Source organism: Streptomyces sp. NBC_00513 (assembly GCF_041431415.1).
GTDB lineage: Bacteria > Actinomycetota > Actinomycetes > Streptomycetales > Streptomycetaceae > Streptomyces.
The window spans coordinates 5320165-5339976 of record NZ_CP107845.1; the positions used below are offsets into that span (position 1 = coordinate 5320165).

Consider the following 19812-nt stretch of genomic DNA (forward strand, 5'->3'; position numbering starts at 1 on the left):
CACCGGCTCAGGCCGACCGGAAGGCCCGACACCCCTGGGAACCACCCCGTGGGTGCCGGGCCTTTCGCGCGGGGACGGACCGCGGGGCCGCTCGGGCGCCGAGGGTCCCCCTCGCGGGGGCACCGGGTCCCGCCCTCGGCGGGACCCCGGACATGGAACAGGGCCGCCCGGGGTGGTCTTCTCCCGAGCGGCCCCGCGATCAAACGGTGGTGCGGTCAATCCCCGACGGGGATCAGAAGGTGAGCTTCCAGCTGTTGATGTAGCCGGTGTCCGCGCTGGCCAGGTCGGCGACCCGGAGCTTCCACACGCCGTTGGCGACCTCGGAGGAGGCGTTCACGGTGAAGGACTGGACGATGTTGTCCGCGCTGCCGCCGGTGCGGTTGCGCAGGTTGTACAGGGTGCCGTCGGGGGCGACCAGGTCGACCTTCAGGTCACCGACGTAGGTGTGGACGATGTTCACGTCCACCTTGAGGGTGCTCGGGGCGTTGCCCGTGCGGTTGACCGTGATCGGTGAATCGACGGTCGCGTTGTCCTTGATCTGGTAGTCGGCCGTGTTCTCGAAGACGTTCGGCTGCGAGGTGCCGACCGTCCAGGTGAAGGAGGCCGTACCGGTCTTGCTCTGCGAGTCGGTCACCGTGACGGTCACGTTGGACGTGGCGGCGGTGGTGGCCGTGCCCGAGATCAGGCCGGTGGAGGAGTTGATCGACAGGCCGGCCGGCAGGCCGGTCGCCGCGTAGCTCAGCGCGCCCGGGTTGGTGCTGGTGGCCTGGACCTGCAGGCTGACAGCGCCACCCACCTGGGTGTTCTGGTTGGCGATCGGGGTGACCGTGACACCGGTCGTGATGCGGGCGCCGACCGCGATGCCCGCCCAGGCGTTGGCCACGTTGTTGTACGTGGTCGAGCCCTGGCCGTACAGGTCGGCGGCGGCCTGCAGGGTGGCCGTGCGCGCGGCGGCGTAGTTGGTGTTCGACTTGAAGTAGCCGACCGTCAGCGCGCGGAACCAGATCTTCGAGGCGGCGTCCCGGCCGATCGCCGTGACGGGCAGGTTGTCGGCGGTGGGCGAGTTGTAGCTCACGCCGTTGACGACCTTGGCGCCCGAGCCCTCGGAGGCCAGGTAGTACCAGTGGTTGGCCGGACCCGAGGAGTAGTGGACGTCGATGCCGCCCAGACCCGAGTACCAGGAGTCCTTGGACGAGCCGTCCTTGCTCGGCTTGTCCATGTAGCGCAGCGGGGAGCCGTCGCCGTTGATGTCGATCTTCTCGCCGACCAGGTAGTCACCGACGTCCTGGGGGTTGTTGGCGTAGAACTCGACCGCGGCCGCCATGATGTCGGAGGTGGCCTCGTTCAGACCGCCGGGCTCACCGCTGTAGGTCATGTTGCCGGTGACCGAGGTGAGGCCGTGGGTCATCTCGTGCGCCGCGACGTCCGTCGAGGTGAGCGGCTTGGTGTTGCCCTCGCCGTCGCCGTACGTCATGCAGAAGCAGCCGTCGTCCCAGAACGCGTTGACGTACGCGTTGCCGTAGTGGACCCGGCTGTACGGGGCCACGCCGTCGTTGCGCAGGCCGTTGCGGCCGTGGACGTTCTTGTAGTAGTCCCACGTCGCGGCGGCGCCGTAGTGGGCGTCCGCGGCGGCGGTCTCGGCGTTGGACGCCTGGCCGTTGCCCCAGATGTCGTCCGGGCCGGAGAACAGGGTGCCGGTGCCGGACGAGCCCTTGTTCAGGTTGTACGTCTTGTGGTTGCCGCGACCGGCGTCGGTCAGCGTGTAGTTGCTGCCCGACTGCGAGGTGCCCAGCGTCACCTGACCGCTGTACATCGTGTTGCCGGTGCCGGTCTCGATGGCCTGCCACTCGGTGATCTTGGCGCCGGTCCTGGCGTTGGTGACCACGTGCAGCTCGCTCGGGGTGCCGTCGTGCTGGAGGCCGCCGACGACGGTCTCGAACGCGAGGACCGGGGCGCCTTCGGCGGCCCAGATCACCTTGCGGGCGTTCTTGGAGGCCTTCGCGTCCTTGGCACCCTGGGTCTTGGCCAGACCGAGGGCCTGCTGCTCCGCCGAGGCCGGGGTGACCGAGGCGCTGGTGTCCGCGACCTTGATCTCGTGGTTGGTGGCCTTGGTCACGCTCTTGGTGACACCGCTCTTGGCGTGGACCGTCAGGTCACCACCGAGCACGGGCAGGCCGGCGTAGGTGCGTTCGTAGGTCGTGTGCGTGGTGCCGTCCGCATCCTGGACGACATCGCGGACGACGAGCTTCTCCTGGCCACCGAGCCCGAGAGCCTTCGCCGCCTGCACGGTGGTCGAGTTGGCGTCGGCGAGGAGCGTCGCACGCTCCGAAGCGCTGAGTGCGCGGTTGACCGAGCCCGGGTTGGGCTGGGCCGCCGTGCGGGCCTGGGACGCGGTGGCGTCGGCGGTGGCTGTTCCGGCCTGTATACCTACGGCGAGCAGGGCTGCCGCGGCCACGAGAGCGCCGGCCGCAGTGGCACGCCGCTGGGGGGTGGGACTCAACGCAGACTCCTTCTGCAAGGGGGGTTCCGGATGGCTGGGTGGGCCTCCGGGCAGATCAGGGCTGGTGCGATGAACGGTCGAAGAGTGCCACCTGTGGGCGCTGATGTCAGGGCCGCGTCAAAAGGTTGGCTGGAAACGGTTCGTTGTCCGAAGATACGTATCCGGTATCCGAACCATTCACCTTTGTGTGGGAAGGGGGAGTTCGGGATGCGGAACAGGAGGTACCGGTTGCTAACGCTTGAGCAACGAGAGGCACCGTTAACGCAAACGGCATTTACCGTACGGGTGTTTGTCGTACTGTTTCCCGGTGCGACTGTTGCCCGTTGCCAGGGGAAGCCACGGGCGCTCGCCGCTGTCATATGACCACGTGCCAGGGGGGCCCATGAGGCATGTCCATTTTCCTGCGCAAAGAGTGGCCAGGACCGTCGCCGACACGGTCGGGGCGGCCACCGCGCCCGCTCGACGGCTCGGGGACAAGGCCGGTTGGTACCTGCCGGTCGCCGTGGCCGCCGACTTCCTCGGTGCCGCCGTGCCCGTGGGCCTCGTCTTCGAGGCCGCGCAGCAGGTCCGGCCCGCCTACTGCGCCGTCGGCGCCGCTCTCGCGTGGACCGGGGTGCAGGCCGTGCGCCGGCGCTACGCCGCCCGACAGCTCGGCGAATCGCGCGGAGTGCTGCCGGTCGTGCACGACTGGCTGATTCTCATCGGGGTACTGGCCGTCGCCCGCGTGGTGACGGGGGAGAGCACCCCCCGACTGGCCGCGCTCGGGGCACTGTTGCCCGCCCTGCTGATCACCGTCGCCGTCCACAAGCTCACCTACCGCCACCTCTCGGCCGCCCGCCGCGAGGCGCAGGCCGTCAGTCGGGTGCTGGTCGTCGGCGAACCCGAGGCCGCCGAGGGCGTCATCGCGCACCTGGCCGCCCGCACCGACCACCCGTACGTGGTGGTCGGGGTCATCCCGGTGGGCGACGGCCCGCTCTCCAGCGGAGTGCCCGTCGCGGCCAGGCTCGACGCCGGGATGCCGGACACCCCGTACGGGGACTCGGCCGCCGTGCTCGGCGCCGTCGCCGGACACCACGCCGACCTGGTCCTGGTCGCCCCCGGCGTGCGCATCGCCGGCGAGCGGCTGCGCCGGGTCGCCTGGGCCCTGCACGACGCCGGCCTGGAACTGGCCGTCTTCCCCGGACTGGTGGAGATCTCCGTCAAGCGACTGGAGACCCTGTCCGCGGGCGGGCTCGCCGTGCTGCGGATCGCGCCGCCCGTGCGGCGGGGCATCCAGACCCTGTTGAAGTCGGTGCTGGACCGGGTGGGGGCCGCGATCGGGCTGCTGGTCCTGTCGCCGATGTTCCTCGCGGTCGTCCTGGCGATACGTCTCGGATCCCGCGGTCCGGCCTTCTACAGCCAGCACCGCATCGGCCGCGACGGCGAGCCCTTCGTCATGTGGAAGTTCCGCACGATGGTGGTCGACGCCGACAAGCTCAAGGCCGACCTGTCGGCATCCAACGAGAACGACGGCCTGATGTTCAAGATGCGCCGTGACCCCCGGGTGACCCGGGTGGGTCGGCTGCTGCGCCGGACGTCGATGGACGAACTGCCCCAGCTGGTGAACGTGCTGACCGGCAGCATGTCGCTGGTCGGCCCGAGGCCGCCGCTGCCGGAGGAGGTGGCTCGGTACGACGAGGTCGAGCTGCGCCGGCTCACCGTGCGGCCCGGCATGACCGGCCTGTGGCAGATCAGCGGGCGCTCGGACCTGTCCTGGGACGAAACGATTCAGCTTGATCTGCAGTACGTCGACAACTGGTCCTTCACCAGCGATGTCGACGTCATGGGCCGTACCCTCCGCGCCGTCGTCGACGGTCGCGGAGCGTACTGAGGGGCCGCGGCCCGTGCGATCAGCCCTGCCCCAACCACCAGGCGTACGTGGAGGCGATGCCGTCCCGCAGAGGGATGCCCGGCTTCCAGCCCAGCGAGGTCAGACGGGTCACGTCCAGCAGCTTGCGCGGCGTCCCGTCCGGCTTGGTGGTGTCCCAGGCGAGCCGTCCCTCGAAGCCGGTCACCTCGGCGACGGTCTCGGCCAGGGCCTTGATGGTCAGGTCCTCGCCGCAGCCGATGTTGACGGGCTCGTCCCCGTCGTAACCGTTCAACAGCACCGCACAGGCCGCCGCGAGGTCGTCCACGTGCAGGAACTCGCGGCGGGGGGTGCCCGAGCCCCACAGGGTGACCTCGTCGCGCCCCTCGGCCGCGGCCTCGTGGAAGCGCCGGATCAGCGCGGGCAGCACGTGCGAGGACTGCAGGTCGAAGTTGTCGCCCGGACCGTAGAGGTTCGTCGGCATGGCCGAGATGTACGAGGCCCCGTACTGCTTGCGGTACGACTGGACCTGGACGATGCCGGCGATCTTCGCCAGGGCGTACGCCTCGTTGGTCGGCTCCAGCGGGCCGGTCAGCAGGGCGTCCTCGCTGATCGGCTGCGGGGCCAGCTTCGGGTAGATGCAGGAGGAGCCCAGGAACAGCAGGCGGTTCACCCCGGCGGCGTGCGAGCCGGCGATGACGCTGAGCTGGATCTTGAGGTTGTCCTCCAGGAACTGCACCGGGTAGGTGCTGTTGGCCATGATGCCGCCGACCTTGGCGGCGGCCAGCACGACCGCGTCCGGGCGGACGTCCTTCAGGTACGCCTCGGTGGCGGCGGCATCGCGCAGGTCGAGCTCCGCGCGACCGCGGGTGAGCACCTCGTGGCCGTCGGCGGTGAGGCGCCGGACGACCGCGGACCCCACGAGGCCGCGATGGCCTGCGACGAAGACGCGGGCGTGCGGGGGCAGGAGCGGCAGCGAACTTGTCATACCGCCGATGATGCCGGCCCCCGGACGCGGGCCGACGCCGAGGTGGCCGGCCCGCGAAGGGTCGGGACGGCCGGAATCCGGAGGGTGCAGCTCCGGTTCGGCCGTGTACGGTACCCATCCAGCCCCCGCGCCGGCGCCCGCGCGGACGGAGCGCCCCCCGACCGGGACCCGCGCCCCCGCACGGCGCGGCACCGCCACGGGCCGACAGGCCCGTCACGAACCCCGAGGCACGGCCTCGAAACGCCGGGGCGCCGTCCCGGCACGCCGGGGCACGCCCCGCACTTCACGACAGACCGCAACGATTCACAGGGGGACCCCACATGGGCAAGACCGCACTGATCACCGGAGTCACCGGACAGGACGGCTCGTACCTCGCCGAGCTCCTGCTCTCCAAGGGCTACACGGTGCACGGGCTCGTGCGGCGGTCCTCCAGCTTCAACACGGAGCGGATCGACCACATCTACCAGGACCCGCACACGGAGAACCGCTCCCTCGTCCTGCACCACGCGGACCTGTCCGACGGGGTCGCCCTGGTGAACCTGCTGCGCGACATACGCCCCGACGAGGTCTACAACCTGGGCGCGCAGTCGCATGTGCGGGTGTCCTTCGACGCCCCGCTCTACACCGGCGACGTCACCGGCCTCGGCGCCCTGCGCCTGCTGGAGGCGATCCGGGCGAGCGGCATCGACACCCGCATCTACCAGGCCTCGTCCTCCGAGATGTTCGGCGCCACCCCGCCGCCGCAGAACGAGGGCACCCCGTTCCACCCGCGCAGCCCCTACGGCGCCGCGAAGGTCTTCGCGTACTGGACCACGGTGAACTACCGCGAGGCGTACGACATGTTCGCCGTCAACGGGATCCTGTTCAACCACGAGTCCCCGCGCCGCGGCGAGACCTTCGTGACCCGCAAGATCACCCGCGCGGTCGCCCGGATCAAGGCCGGCCTCCAGGACCACCTCTACCTGGGCAACCTCGACGCCGTCCGCGACTGGGGCTACGCCCCGGAGTACGTCGACGCCATGTGGCGGATGCTCCAGCAGGACGAGGCGACCGACTACGTGGTCGCCACCGGTGTCGCCGCGACCGTCCGCGAGTTCGTCGAGTCCTCCTTCACCCACGCCGGGCTCGACTGGAACGACCACGTGCGCTACGACGCCAAGTACGAGCGCCCCAGCGAGGTCGACGCCCTCATCGGCGACGCCTCCAAGGCCAACGACCTGCTTGGCTGGAAGCCGTCGGTCCTGGTGGCGGAGCTGGCCCGCATCATGGTCGACGCCGACGTCCGCCAGGTCGAGGACCAACTGGCGGGCGTGACGGTACGGATTGACCGCTGAGGGCTTATATTTCGCCTACGCTTTGCCGTGTCCCGGCCATACTCCGCAGCTCTCTGTGGGTGTGGCCGGGGTAAACCTGCCGTATGTCCGTAGTGCACCCTCCATGCTGAACCCTGTTGATTCCAAGTTGGTATGCAATGGGTCAAGTGAGGTGACCGGGCCCTCACGCGAGCCCTAGTCTGCGCCTGTACATATGGCTGTTCGTCTAGTTCCAGCCATCAAACCGGGCAATTGCCCTGGGGGGCTCATGCGTAGATCCAGAGGGCTGACTGCTGCCCTCGTCCTGTCACTGGCCGGTGCCGGCACCGGTATAGGCCTGGTGCTGATGCCCGAGGCGTCGGCCATCACGCAGCCGGTGGCATTCACGGCCGACGACCTGCCGACCTGGCAGCCGAACGGCATCGTCTTTGCCATGGCCCAGGCCAACGGCACCGTGTTCGCCGGCGGTACCTTCTCGGCGGTCCGTCCGCCGGACAACGCCGGCAGCGGCACCGAGCAGGAAGCCGTGAACTTCGTCGCGCTCGACGCGGCGACGGGCAACCCCACGTCCTGCAAGCTCGCCTTCACCACCGGCGACGGCAGCGCGACCGTCCGTTCGCTGGTCGTCTCGAAGGACAACAAGACGCTGTACGCGGCCGGATACTTCGGGGCCGTCAACGGCACCCCGGTCTCCAGCGTCGCGGCGATCGACATCGAGACCTGCACCCCCAAGGCGTCGTTCCACCCGAGCTTCCCCGCCACCGTGCGCGCGCTCGCCGTCACGGACGACACCCTGTACGCGGCCGGCGACTTCGGCACCGTGGAGGGCCAGACCCGCGAGCGGTTCGCCGCGGTCGACGCCGGCTCCGGTGCGATCAAGCCCTTCGTCGCCAACGCCGACGAGCCCGGCCGCGCCATCGCGCTCAGCAACGACGGCAAGAACGTCCTGCTGGGTGGCGACTTCTTCTCGGTCAACGGCTCCAACACCCACGCGCTGGCCGTCGTCAACGCCACCACGGGTGCCGTCGCCAAGACCTACAACAACATCCCGTCGAACTCGGTCGTCAAGCACATCTCGGCCGACGCGACCGGCTACTACACGGGCAACGAGGGCTCCGGCGGCGGCGTCTTCGACGGCCGCATCGGTCTCGCCACCAACTTCAACGAGAAGTGGCGCGACCGCTGCCTCGGCGCCACCCAGTTCGTCCTGCCGTACGACGGAGTCCTCTACAGCTCCTCGCACGCGCACGACTGCTCGCTGGAGGGCCAGTTCCCCGACGGCAAGCGCAACTTCCTGCTGGCGCAGCTCACCGACCACGAAGGCGCCGCCCCCGCGCCCGTGGACGGCTTCGTCCGCAGCCCGCGCAAGCTCGGCTGGCACCCCACCGCGAACGACGGCCTCGGCGAGGGCATCGGCCCACGCGTCATGGCCATCGCGGAGAAGAACGAGACCAAGTACATGTGGGTCGGCGGTGAGTTCACCCTGATCAACGGTCAGCCGCAGCAGGCGCTCACCCGCTTCTCCTCCAAGGGCGACGTCGGCGCGCCGACCACCCCGGTGGCCAGCGCGGGCAGCGTCAAGCCCGGCGAGGCCCAGGTCCGCTGGCGCACCAGCTACGACCAGGACGACAGCAAGCTGACGTACCGCATCTACCGCAACGGCTCGGGCACCCCGATCGCCACCGTGGCGGCGGAGTCCCTGGAGTGGGAGCGCCCGCAGGCCTCCTGGATCGACACCACGGTCAAGGCCGGGCAGTCGTACACCTACCGCGTGACCGCGACCGACGGAGCGGGCAACACCAGCGCGCTGTCGGCCACCAGCTCGGTCACCATCCCGAGCTCGGTCCAGTCGTACCCGGACAAGGTCCGCTCGGACGGCGCCAACCTGTACTGGCGCTACGACGACGCGGTCAGCCCGTACGTCGCCGACTCGTCGGCCTCCGGCAACACCAGCGGCATCCAGGTCAACGCCCCGGCGCTGCGCCAGACGCCCGGCGCCGTCGCCGGCACCGGCACGGCCATGGGCTTCAACGGCACCAGCCAGCAGGTGTACAGCGACCACCGTCAGAGCGTCGGGTCCAGCTACACCATCGAGACCTGGTTCAAGACGAACAGCTCGCGCGGTGGCAAGCTGATCGGCTTCGGCAACAACACCACCAGCAACAGCGGCACGTACGACAAGCAGCTGTACATCACCAACACCGGCCGCCTGATCTTCGGCGTGTACAACGGCTCGAACCGGACCATCTCCACCGGTCTGTTCGACTCCTCGTACAACGACAACAAGTGGCACCACGTGGTCGGCACGCAGGGCCCCGGTGGCATGACCCTGTACGTGGACGGTCAGAACAAGGGCACGAACAACGCCTCGACCTCCACCGCGTACGCGGGCTTCTGGCACGTGGGCGGCGACAACCTCGCCGGCTGGCCGACCCGACCGACCAGCAACTTCTTCGCCGGTCAGATCGACGAGACGGCCGTCTACCCGACGGCGCTCACCCAGGCCCAGGTCAAGGCGCACTTCGACCTGGCGAAGGCCCCCACCGACACGGTCTCCAAGGTCGTCACGACCGAGGACACCTACGTCAACCAGGGTGCTCCCAACGCCGCCAACGGCGCGGCCACCTCGCTCGCGGTCCGCGGCACGTCGGCGTACCAGACGTACCTGCGCTTCACCCTCCCGGCCGCCCCGGCCGGGCAGGTCCTGAAGGCGGCCTCGCTCCAGGTCAAGACCACGACCCAGGCGGGCGCCGGCACGACCGACACCGTGTCCGTGGTCCCGGTCACCGGTTCCTGGACGGCCGCGGCCACCACGTTCAACACGAAGCCGGCGCTCGGCACCCCCGCCCTCGGCACCCTCGCGGGCGCCGCGGACGGCTCCGCCATCCACGGCATCGACCTGGACACCGCGGCGGTTACCGCCCTGCTGGGCGACAACACCAGCCTCGCGCTGACCAGCACGGGTACCGACCCGCTGTGGCTCTGGTCGTCGGAGTCGACGGCCGCGGACGCCGCTCCGCAGCTGATCCTCACCTTCGGCCCGAAGTAACAACCGCTTGACGGAGTACGGGGCCCGCCTCAGCAGGCGGGCCCCGTACTCCTGTCTCACCACCGGCAAGTACGGGAGCCCCTGATGTACCGACGCCCCGCGGCGGCCGCTGTTCTGCTGGCCGCCGCCCTGACGCTGACCGCCTGCAGTTCGGGCGACGGCAAGGCCGACTCCGAGGCCGCGAAGCCGAAGCCGCCCGCCTCGTCGTCGGTCCCCGACCCGGCGGACGCCCCGCCGGCCTCGGCGACCCCGTCGACCGGCGCGAAGCCGACGGGCCCGGTCCTCCCCGACGCGAAGCTGACCCCGAAGACGGGCAACTTCACCGACAAGGAGAAGAAGTTCCTGAGCGGCCGGGTGCCGGAGAAGATGGACCCGGCGGCCGTCCTCCAGACCGGTCAGGAGTCCTGCCAGCGCGTGGAGCGCACCGCGAAGCGCGACAAGGACGCGGCGACCGGGGCCGTCATCACCGGGGAGATCCCGGGGGCGAAGGACGCCATCACGCTGCTGTGCCCGGAGCAGAAGCCGATCCTCGCGGCCGCGGAGAAGGGCTTCCCCGAAGGCCCCCGGAAGTCGCCCGCCGCGGGCAACTACCGGGCGCTGACCCAGAGCACCACCTGCACCTGGGAGGCGAAGGGCAAGGACGGCGCCGTCCTCGCGTCGGGTCCGGCGGCCCCCCTCAAGGCGGGCGACAAGGTGACGGCCACCATCCCGGCCGGCGCCGCGGAGTTCAACTCCGCGGGCTGCTACGCCTGGATCCGCGCCTAGCGGACCCGCGCCCGCTCCGTACCGCAACGCCGCCGCCGCCCGAACCCCCGGGCGGCGGCGGCGTTTTCGCGTCCCGTTGCCGGGTACCCGCGTGTGACACGACCAAGACTGTGAAGGCGGTAGGTATGCGCGGCATCGGCGGTTGCATCGCCCTGATCGTGGTGGGAGCCATCCTCACCTTCGCGAGCGACTGGAAGATGGAGAGCGTCAACCTCGATCTGGTCGGCCTCATCATGATGGCGGCCGGCGGCATCGGCCTCGCCGTCTACGCCAGCGTCCTCAAGCGCCGGCGCGCGGCCGGGGTCCTCCCGGTGGTCGAGGGTCGACGCGACGGCATCTGACCGCCCCCGGGGCCCGGCCGCGCGGCCGGGCGACTCCGGGGGACACGTGAGGTCCTAGCGGGTGCGTCCCGCGGCGGCCTCGTAGACCGGCAGCAGGGTGTCCAGGACCGCGTCCATCGAGAAGGACTCCGTCGCCAGCTCGCGGGCGGCGACCGAGGCCGCCGCGTTGGCGGCCGGGTCCAGCAGCGCGAGGATCGCCTCGGCGACCCCCGCCGGACCCGGCTCCACGGCCCGGCCCGCCCCCGCCGCGGCGATGTCGCGGGCCAGCCCGTTGGAGTGGGTGACCACCGTCGGGACGCCCACCGAGAGGGCCTCCAGGACCGACATCGGGAACGGCTCCTCCACCGACGGCAGCACGTACACGTGCGCCCGGCGCAGCTCCGTCAGCACCTCGGCGCTGGACAGCGCCCCCGGCACGGTGAACCGGTCGCCGAGCCCCAGGGCCGCGATCCGCGCCAGGACGGCGTCCCGTTCCCCCTCGTCCGGCCCCGCCACCACGAACTCCGCGTCCGGGTGGACGGCCAGCACCGCCGGGGCCGCGTCCACGAAGTCCACCGGACGCTTGCGGGCCTGCAGTCGCGCCGAGTACAGCACGCGCGGCGCCCCGCTCGGCGCGGGCCGTTCCTCCTGCGCCGGAGTGCCGTTGACGAGTCGGACCGCCGACGCGAGCGCGGGCGGACCCACCACGGCGTCCAGGCCCTCCCGTTCGTGCGGGGTCAGGTACAGCACCGCGTCCGCGCCGCGCAGCAGTCGACGTACCGCCACCGCGTCCAGCACCTTCGCCAGCAGCTTCCCGCTCGGGTCCACCATTCCGTGGGTCTGGAGCACCAGCGGCTTGCGGGCCCGCAGCGCCGCCAGCGCCACCGGCAGCGTGACCAGGTCCCGGGCCAGGTGGACGTGGACGACGTCGGCGTCGCGGACCAGCCGCCCCGCCGAGGCCAGCAGAGCCGGCGAGGTCATCCCGCTGAAGCCGAGGGGGAGCAGCCGCCGGGCCGGGAACAGCTTCGCCGGGACGCCCTCCACCGAGGTCGGCCACGGGTCGGGGAAACCCTCGCCCAGGGCCAGCAGTCGGGCCTCGTGACCGCGCGCCCGCAGCCCCTTGGCGAGGTTCAGCGCGACCCGCACCGGCCCGCCGAAAGCGTGCGAGGGGGAGTGCAGGGTAACGGCGTGCAGGACTCTCACTTGGGCTCCTCCACCGGGCGGCGACGCCCGTCCTGGGTCTGCAGGGTCAACGCCGGCAGGTCCTTGTGGACCACGGCGCCGGCGCCCGCGACCGCGCACCGGCCGATCGTCACGCCGGCCAGCACCGTCGCGCGCACGGCCACCCACGCGCCGTCCTCCACGATGATCGGGGCGTTGCGGTAGCGGAAGTCCGCGGCCCGGTGGTCGTGCGAGCCGGTGCAGAGCATCGCCTCCTGCGAGACGCACACGTTCGCCCCGATGGTCACCGGTTCCAGGTTCAGCAGCCAGGCGCCCTCGCCGATCCAGGCGTGGTCCCCGACGGTCAGTTTCCACGGCCACAGCACCCGCACCCGGTGGCGGATCAGCACACCCTCGCCGATCTTCGCCCCGAAGGCCCGCAGCAGCGCGACGCGCAGCCGGGCCGGGCAGAACCAGGCCATGAACACCGTGTTCATCACGGCGAACCAGAGCGCCTGCGTGAGCAGTCCGCGCCCCTTCTCGTATCCGGCCAGCGTGAACGCAGGAAGATCCCGCAACTGTCGCCCCTCGTCGTCCGCCCCCGAGCACCGTCGGCGGGCGTCTCCCCCGGCCGCGCCTCCCCGGGCGCCGCCCGCTCAGACTAGACTGCGCGCGGACCAGGCACACCGGGTGGGGGCAGCAGTGGCAACAGACGTACACAAGCCCGCCGTCACGCGCCCGATACCCGGCGTGCCCGACCCGGACGACGAGAAGAAATGGGGTCGGGTCACCACCCCGCGGACCCTGCTCTCGCGCGCGTTGTCCATCCCGCTCATCCTCGGCTTCAGCGTCTTCCTGCCGCTCGTGGTCGCCGTCCAGTCCGGCGACGGCCAGCACGACGCCGCCTTCTGGCTCCAACTCCTGCTCACCATGTACGCGGGCGCCCGGCTGTCCGCGATGGTGCTGACCAGCCGCCGCAAGCTCCTCCAGGGCTCGTTCTGGCTGTTCGTCTACATGGCGATGGGAGTGGCCCCGCTCGCCCAGGCCGTCCTCGGCCGGGTACCCACGCCCGTGGTCGGGCCCCGCTCCGACCTGACGCTCGCCATCGGCCTCGTCCTGCTCGGCTGCCTCGCGTTCGACGTCGGCGTCCTCCTCGCCCGGCACCGGCCGACGGGCCTCGCCGGGGGGTCCCGCAAGGAGGAGAAGCCGGTCATGGCGCACAAGCGGCGCCTGCAACTGCTGACCGTCCTCGCCTTCCTGGGCAGCGCGGCCCTCATCGTGAAGCTGGGCGGCCCCAGCGTCTTCTTCTCCAGCCGCCAGGAGATCATCGCCGGCATCGAGGAGGCGGGCGTCTCCAACGGCGACGGGCAGGCCGGCCAGGCCCTGCTGCGCGGCTTCGGCACCGTACCGGCGCTGCTCGCCCTGCTCCTGTACACGCGCTGGCTGATCACCTCGAAGTTCGCCCGCCGCAAGGTGTCGATCATCGTCACCTGGGCGGGGCTGGCCGCGCTGAACCTCGTGGTCAACAACCCGATCTCGAACCCGCGCTACTGGTTCCTCACCGTCATGTTCGCGCTGCTGTTCACCGTCTTCCCGGTGAGCGCCGCGATGTACCGGGTGGCGCTGTCGATGGCCGTGGTGATCGCCCTGCTCGTCTTCCCGTTCGCGGACCGCTTCCGGTACGACGAGAAGAACTACAAGCCGGTCGAGACGACCTCGTTCCTGGAGCCGATGGCGCTCAAGGACTACGACCAGATCGGCATGTTCGCCAACACCATCACCTACGCGGACTCCGGCCCGGGCCACTCCTACGGGCGCCAGCTCGCCGGTTCCGTCTTCTTCGCCGTGCCCCGCTCGGTCTGGCCGAGCAAGGCACGCGACACCGGCGTGATGGTCGGCCAGTGGATGGGCACGATCAACACCAACCTCTCCTCCCCGATCTGGGCGGAGCTGTGGCTGGACTTCGGCACGCTGGGCATGGGCGCGGGGCTGCTGGTGATGGGCTACGCGGCCGCCCGCGTCGACCGGCGGTACGCGAAGCGCGCCACCCGCCGGTCCCCACCCGGCAGCCTGATCTCGGTGGTCGTCCCGCTGGTCGCGGGCTACTCCTTCATCCTGCTGCGCGGACCGCTGCTCCAGGCCTCGGGCCGCGTCGCGATAGCGGCCATGTGCCTGGCCCTCGTGGCGACGTACCGCACGGACAAGGACACCACCCTGCGCTGATCCGCCGCCGGGGCCTGCGACGAGCCCCGCACGGGGTCAGACGGCGCCGCGGCTCTCGGTCACCGGGTCGGGCGCCCGGCCCGCGGTCACCGGCGGCACGGGCAGCCGTACGACGCGGGACCAGCCGGCGGCCGCCTTGGCGGCCGAGCCGACGGCCAGCCCCCACGCGGCGCCGGCGACGCCCCAGGCCGCGTAACCGCCCAGCAGCAGCCCCACCGACAGCAGCGAGAACACCACCTGGAGCGAGAGCGTGGCCTTCGGGTTCAGCACCCGAAGGGTCAGCAGGGCGCAGGTGCCCAGCCCCATCACCGCGTACTGGGCGCCCGTCGCCGGCAGCAGCGCGGCGGCCGCCGTCCAGGTGTCGCCCAGCAGTTGGCGGCCCACGGAATCGGGCAGCGCGTACAACACCGCCCCCCAGCCGGCGCCGAGGACGGCCAGCGCGCCGCCCATCAGCAGCGTCAGCCGGACCACACCCCGCTTGCCGGAGGCCCGGCCCACCACGGGCGGCCCGAAGGCGTTCGCGGAGTTGAACAGCACGTTGAGCGGCCCGAACAGGGTCGTCGCGCCGCGCAGCGCCCCCACGGCCAGGGGCGTCGCGAAGACGCCGAGGCCCAGGACGGCGAGCTGACTGGACCCGTTGCCCACCGCGAACTCGACGACGAACCGCTGCCCCAGGTGACCGCGGCGCAGGTACGGACGCGGATCCGTCGCCGCGCCCCGCACGGCCGGCCGCAGCAGGAGCAGCCCCAGGGCCAGGGCGGGCAGCGCGGAGACCCCCCACACCAGGACGAGCCGTCCCGCCGACGCCCCTTCGGGCTGGAGCAGCAGGGCGGGCACCACGCACACCAGGCGCAGCGCGTCGGCGGCCAGGGCCCGCTCGGGCGCGCGCAGCGCGGAGAAGCAGTACCGCAGTCCGTCCTGTACGAGCACCGGTGGCAGGACCAGACCGAGCGCGAGGACGGCCCACCCGGTGGCCCCGGGCAGCAGCAGGCCCACGAGGACGAGCACGACGCCGACGGCGGTCGCGGCCGCCGCGGTGAAGGCGACGGCCGAGCGGCACACCGTCGGGAGCCGCTCGCCCTTCTCCAGCACCACGGTCTGGCCGACGTAGGCCATGTTCAGCCCGAGGAGCACGGTGAACGTCACGTACACCATCGAGAAGTCGGCGAACCCGGCTGCCGAGGACAGCCGGGCGGCCAACACCAGCACCAGGATGTTGGTGGCGCTGGAGGCCGCCTGGTCCAGGACCGAGGCGACCGCTGCGAGTCCCCGCCGACTCACCGCCGGCCCATGCGGACCGTGCGCAGCGCCACGGTGTCGGTGCCGTCACCGGGGATGTGCTGCTCCGGCTCGGCCACCTCGTAGGGGATCGGCTGCGGCGCGGACGGACCGGCCGGCCCGCGGGCCGGCGTGTCCTGCGAGGCAGTTTCCCCCTTGCCCTTGCCGCGTCCGCGCTTCTCGGTGGGCAGCGGGGTGTGCAGCACCGCGCCGAGCACCGTGCCGCCCGCGCCGCTGATCAGTTCGCGGATGCGGGAGAGGTCGGTGCGCCGCACGGCACGCGGGTCACAGACGACCAGCACCCCGTCGACGCGGTCGACGAGCGCGAGGGCGTCGGCGTACGAGAGCACGGGCGGCGCGAGCACCACGACCGTGGAGTTGGGGGAGTCGGCCTCGGAGATCAGCCGGGTCGAGCGCGGGGACGTCAGGGCGCGGGCGACGTTGCGGACCCGCTCGCCCGGGATCAGGTCGAAGGCACCGGACTCACCGGCGTCCACGACGAGCTGACGTCCGTCGGGCCAGTCGGAGTCGCCGCTCTGCCCGGCGGCGGGACCGCCCGGCATCTGGCTCCAGCGCGGCCGGCCTCCCGCGTCGGTCGGCAGTTGGCTCGCCAGCACCGGGGTGCGCAGGTCCGCCTCGATGAGCAGGACGTCCTTGCCGGTCTCGGCGAAGGAGGCGGCCAGGTTCACGGCCACCGCCGCGGCGGTCTCGCTGGAGCCGCGCGGGGCGACGACCAACAGGCGGCGCCGGTCGGCGAACCGGGCGTCGTACGCGAGCCGGAACGCCACCGAGCGGAACTCCTCGGCGAGCCGCGGATCCTCCTCGCCGGCCGCGAGCAGCGGACCGCCGCCGGTCTTGTCCCGCGGCAGGGAGCCCAGTACGGGGGCGCGCAGGGCCCGGGCGACATCGCCCTCGGAGCGCGGAGCCGGGTCGAAGACGAGCCGGACCCAGGCGGCGAGCAGGCCGAGCGCGAGGCCCACGGCCGCGCCGATCGCCAGCGACATCGGGATGCCGGGGCCGTCGGGCTCGGACGGCGGGGTCGCGGGGCTGGTGACGCGCCCCGGGGTCATGTCGAGGGCTTCGAGCTTGGTGATGCTGTTGTTGTAGCGGCCGACCTCGCTCTGGAGGTCGGTCTTGCTGGAGGTGGCCGCGTCCCGGGTGGCGCCCGCCGGCATCCGGGAGATGTCCTTGGCCAGCTCGTCCAACTGCTTGGCGACCGGGTCGCGCTGGTCCTGGTAGCCCTTGACCATCTTGTCGCGGGTGACGTCGAGGGCCTCCTGCCGCTTGAGCAGGTAGGCGCCGGTCATCGCGTTGGCGCGCTTGGCGGCCTCCTGGGGGGAGGACGAGGTGTAGGTGAAGCGCAGGACCATCGTCTGGGGCGGGTTGGTGACCTGGAGACCCGAGCGCAGACCGGCGAGGCCGGACGCGGTGACGCCGAGCTTCTTCGCGGCCTCGTTGGCGATGGAGCTGGAGAGCGCGACCTGGCGCTCGGAGCCGATGTTGATCGCCTTGTCGGGCGCGAGGCTCGGGTTGAACGGGTCGTCGGTGGGCGCGCGCAGCACGACGTCGGCGGTGGCGACGTACGTGTCGGCCGTGGATATGCCGAGGTAGACACCACCCAGCAGGCCGACGCCGACGCCCGCCAGGAGAAGTCGGCGGTAGCGCAGGAGCTGCTTGAACTGGTCCCGGAGGAGGTCGGGTTCGTCCTCTGCCGGAGCCGCTGCCGGGCGGTTCGTCTCGATCACGGCCGGGGACCCCCAAGTGCTTCGTCTATCAGTGCGTCGATGCGGGCGAGACCCGCTTCCCTGCTCAGGTGGGCCGCCACGTGGGCGGGCCCGGCGGCCCCCAGCGCGTTCGCGCCTTCGGGATCCTCGGCCAGGGCCCGGACGGCCTTCAACAGGGCGTCGGGGTCCTCCGGCGGTACGAGCACCCCCGCGCCCGAACGTTCCACTTCCTGGGCCGTTCCGCCCTGTGCCGCGACGGACGCGAGGACGGGCCGGCCCGCCTGGAAGTACGAGGTGAGCTTGGACGGCACGCTCATGTCCATCACGGCCGCGTGCTGCGTGACCGCGAGCACGTCCGCCGCCGCGAGGATATCCGGGAACTCGCCGTCAGCGGCAGGGGGGATGATGTCAAGGTTCGGCACATCGGCGGCGAGGTCGGCGAGAGTGGAGCGCTGGCTTCCGTCACCCATGAGGACAAAGCGGACGTTCGGATCCAGTCGCGCGGCACCGACGAGCACTTCCAGACCCTGCTTGAGGCCCATGTTCCCGGAGTGCAGGACCACCGTCTGACCAGGGGCCCAGCCCAGATGCCGGCGGGTCTCGCCGCGCGGCTTCGTGGGGACCGACACGTGGGACCAGTTGGGCACCAGGCGGATCCTCTTCGGGTCCACGCCCATCCCGACGACCCGGTCCACGAACGTCTCGTGAATCACACCGACCAGGGTGGCGCGCTTGAGGGCGTACGCCTCGGCGCGACCGGCGACGGCGGCCGCCTTGTCGCCGCCGCTGATCCCGCTCTGCGCGGCGGCGGCGCCCATCAGGTCCTGGACCACCGGGACGTAGGGGACCTTCCACTTGGCCGCGAGTCGCGCCGCGAGGACCCCGCCGGCCAGGCTGGGCATCTGGGCCATGACCGCGTCCGGCTTCTTCATCCGCGGCGGGGCCGCGGCCCCGTGCAGCAGAATCGATCCTTCGAAGAGGGCCCGCTTCACGGCGGTCTGGCGCTGCGGAACGGTGTGCGCGCGCCGGTGCACGGTCACCCCGGCGCGCTGCTCCGTGCGCCGTAGCGCCCCCTTGTACTCCGGCTCGAGAGACCAGGCCGGGTAGTGCGGCATGCCCGCCAGTACATGGGTCTCGTGGCCGAGATCCGCCCAGTGCTCGGCGATCTGGGTGGCGTACGGCCCGATCCCCGCGTGCTCAGGAGCGTAATTGGTGGAAACCAGCAGCAGGCGCCGGTGACCGGATCTGGACACTGAAGGTCCCCTTCTCCCCTGGATGATGCGCACGTCACCCTATTCGTTCACCGACGTGACGCGGTACGTGCACGCTATTGTCTGCTAATCCGCCACACCGGGGGGTGTGGCTCATGGGGGGTAACCGATGACGGAGCAGGACATGTCAGACCTTGGTGCGTCCGCGCGCAGGCCGTATCGAGTGGGCTACGCGCCGGGTGCGTACGATCTGTTCCATATCGGACATCTCAATATCCTTCGCCACGCCCGGAGTCAGTGCGACTACCTGGTGGCCGGCGTGGTGTCGGACGAGATGGCCGAACTCGCCAAGGGCCGCCGCCCGATGATCCCGCTGGTGGAGCGGCTGGAGATCGTCCGCAGCGTCAAGTACGTCGACGCCGCCTTCGTCGAGACGGTCCCGGACAAGGTGGAGACCTGGAAGCAGGTCCGCTTCGACGTCATCTTCAAGGGCGACGACTGGCGCGGCACCCCCAAGGGCGACCGTCTGGAGAAGGACTTCGCCGAGCACGGCGTCGACGTCGTCTACTTCCCCTACACGGTCCACACCTCCAGCACCCAGCTCCGTCGGGCCCTGGACGCCCTGTCGCAGCCGCTCGTCCCGCCCCAGGTCGCCCACCTCGCCGGCGAGGGCCTCAGCGCGGAACGGCGCTGAGCTCCCGGTACCACTTGGCGAGGAACGCCAGCAGGAACAGCACGGCGACCGCGCCCAGTCCCGCGTACGCCCAGCGGAACAGCTCCCCGCCGCCGAGCAGCAGGAACACCAGACAGAACACCCCGTAGTCCACGGGCAGCAGTGCGACCGCGCGCACGGTCGACGGCGCGGCGGCGGCGCTTCCCGGCGCCGGCCTGGGCTTGAGCTTCTCGGTGAGCAGCCCGCCGAAGAAGGTGACGATCGCGGCGAACTGGAAGCCGAGCGGCACCAGCAACCAGCCGTCCCCGCCCGTCCCGTACGCGTCGGGGAAGCGGTAGAAGGCGATCAGCACGCAGGTGTGCAGGGCCGTCAGCTTGGCGCAGTCCACGACGTGGTCCAGCCATTCGCCCGAGGCGCTGCCGCCCCCGCGCAGCCGCGCGAGCTGGCCGTCGGCGGAGTCGAAGGCGAAGCCGACCGCGAGCGCGGCCCACACGACGATCCCGAGCCCCCACGAGGGCGCGGCCAGCGCGACGGCCGCGACCGCGGCGAAGCTGAAGGCCGCGCTGATCAGCGTGACCTGGTTCGGGGTGAGACCGAGGGCGTGCGACCCGGCGGCCAGGTACCGCCCGGCGGGACGGTTGACGTACCGGGAGTAGAGCGACACGCCCTTCGCCGACTTCTGCGCCCCGCGCAGCTCCCGCAACGCGGTCCCGAATCTCGCCATCCGGCCAAGCCCCTTTGAACGTGTGTACGTATGAAGG

At 71.4% G+C, this 19812-nt stretch carries 15 protein-coding genes; 7 read left to right on the forward strand and 8 right to left on the reverse strand.

Going from position 1 to position 19812, the window contains the following annotated elements; genetic code table 11:
• Window positions 1-232 precede the first annotated feature (232 nt).
• On the reverse strand, window positions 233-2500 hold the full coding sequence (locus OHA84_RS24705) for a M4 family metallopeptidase (protein ID WP_266950017.1): 2268 nt from the start codon (window positions 2498-2500) through the stop codon (window positions 233-235).
• A gap of 382 nt (window positions 2501-2882) precedes the next feature.
• Between OHA84_RS24705 and OHA84_RS24710 the strand changes: the two genes are divergently transcribed.
• Window positions 2883-4370, forward strand: a complete 1488-nt coding sequence (locus OHA84_RS24710; protein ID WP_266950018.1) for a sugar transferase — start codon at window positions 2883-2885, stop codon at window positions 4368-4370.
• 19 nt (window positions 4371-4389) lie between these two features.
• On the opposite strand, the gene OHA84_RS24715 is transcribed toward OHA84_RS24710, so the two are convergent.
• The gene (locus OHA84_RS24715; protein WP_053677734.1) at window positions 4390-5334 is read right to left on the reverse strand and encodes a GDP-L-fucose synthase; all 945 of its coding nucleotides are present in this window, start codon (window positions 5332-5334) and stop codon (window positions 4390-4392) included.
• Between the two features lie 320 nt (window positions 5335-5654).
• Between OHA84_RS24715 and gmd the strand changes: the two genes are divergently transcribed.
• From gmd to OHA84_RS24735, 4 genes are all read left to right on the forward strand, one after another.
• Window positions 5655-6668, forward strand: coding sequence for a GDP-mannose 4,6-dehydratase (gene gmd, locus OHA84_RS24720; protein WP_053677532.1), 1014 nt, complete (start codon window positions 5655-5657; stop codon window positions 6666-6668).
• A gap of 247 nt (window positions 6669-6915) precedes the next feature.
• On the forward strand, window positions 6916-9696 hold the full coding sequence (locus OHA84_RS24725) for a LamG-like jellyroll fold domain-containing protein (RefSeq protein ID WP_266969723.1): 2781 nt from the start codon (window positions 6916-6918) through the stop codon (window positions 9694-9696).
• 84 nt (window positions 9697-9780) lie between these two features.
• Window positions 9781-10461, forward strand: a complete 681-nt coding sequence (locus OHA84_RS24730; RefSeq protein WP_053677536.1) for a hypothetical protein — start codon at window positions 9781-9783, stop codon at window positions 10459-10461.
• A gap of 125 nt (window positions 10462-10586) precedes the next feature.
• Window positions 10587-10802 (forward strand): hypothetical protein, encoded by a 216-nt coding sequence (locus tag OHA84_RS24735; RefSeq protein WP_053677538.1) that lies wholly within the window; start codon window positions 10587-10589, stop codon window positions 10800-10802.
• 54 nt (window positions 10803-10856) lie between these two features.
• On the opposite strand, the gene OHA84_RS24740 is transcribed toward OHA84_RS24735, so the two are convergent.
• Both OHA84_RS24740 and OHA84_RS24745 read right to left on the reverse strand, forming a co-directional pair.
• Window positions 10857-11984 carry a glycosyltransferase gene (locus OHA84_RS24740; protein ID WP_266969720.1) on the reverse strand — a complete coding sequence of 376 codons (1128 nt, stop codon included), beginning with the start codon at window positions 11982-11984 and terminating at the stop codon, window positions 10857-10859.
• A complete protein-coding gene (locus tag OHA84_RS24745; RefSeq protein WP_266969719.1) occupies window positions 11981-12520 on the reverse strand; it encodes a WcaF family extracellular polysaccharide biosynthesis acetyltransferase in 540 nt (179 codons plus the stop codon). The genes OHA84_RS24740 and OHA84_RS24745 overlap by 4 nt, the downstream gene beginning before the upstream one ends.
• A gap of 124 nt (window positions 12521-12644) precedes the next feature.
• Here OHA84_RS24745 and OHA84_RS24750 point away from each other — a divergent pair, with 124 nt between their 5' ends.
• Entirely contained in the window at window positions 12645-14165 is a 1521-nt protein-coding gene (locus OHA84_RS24750; RefSeq protein WP_371591450.1) for a hypothetical protein, read from the forward strand.
• Window positions 14166-14201: 36 nt separating this feature from the next.
• On the opposite strand, the gene OHA84_RS24755 is transcribed toward OHA84_RS24750, so the two are convergent.
• From OHA84_RS24755 to OHA84_RS24765, 3 genes are read right to left on the reverse strand one after another with little or no spacing between them, the layout of a single operon-like run.
• Complete coding sequence (locus tag OHA84_RS24755; protein ID WP_266969717.1) at window positions 14202-15446, reverse strand: hypothetical protein; 1245 nt, start codon at window positions 15444-15446, stop codon at window positions 14202-14204.
• Complete coding sequence (locus OHA84_RS24760; protein ID WP_266969715.1) at window positions 15443-17188, reverse strand: lipopolysaccharide biosynthesis protein; 1746 nt, start codon at window positions 17186-17188, stop codon at window positions 15443-15445. The genes OHA84_RS24755 and OHA84_RS24760 overlap by 4 nt, the downstream gene beginning before the upstream one ends.
• A complete protein-coding gene (locus OHA84_RS24765) occupies window positions 17185-18390 on the reverse strand; it encodes a glycosyltransferase family 4 protein (RefSeq protein ID WP_053677736.1) in 1206 nt (401 codons plus the stop codon). Before OHA84_RS24765 ends, OHA84_RS24760 begins: the two co-directional genes overlap by 4 nt.
• Before the next feature lie 172 nt (window positions 18391-18562).
• Here OHA84_RS24765 and OHA84_RS24770 point away from each other — a divergent pair, with 172 nt between their 5' ends.
• Window positions 18563-19072 (forward strand): adenylyltransferase/cytidyltransferase family protein, encoded by a 510-nt coding sequence (locus OHA84_RS24770; protein ID WP_053677738.1) that lies wholly within the window; start codon window positions 18563-18565, stop codon window positions 19070-19072.
• On the opposite strand, the gene OHA84_RS24775 is transcribed toward OHA84_RS24770, so the two are convergent.
• Window positions 19053-19775, reverse strand: coding sequence for a CDP-alcohol phosphatidyltransferase family protein (locus OHA84_RS24775; protein WP_053677551.1), 723 nt, complete (start codon window positions 19773-19775; stop codon window positions 19053-19055). The two genes, OHA84_RS24770 and OHA84_RS24775, sit on opposite strands and share 20 nt — an antisense overlap.
• Window positions 19776-19812: the final 37 nt, after the last annotated feature.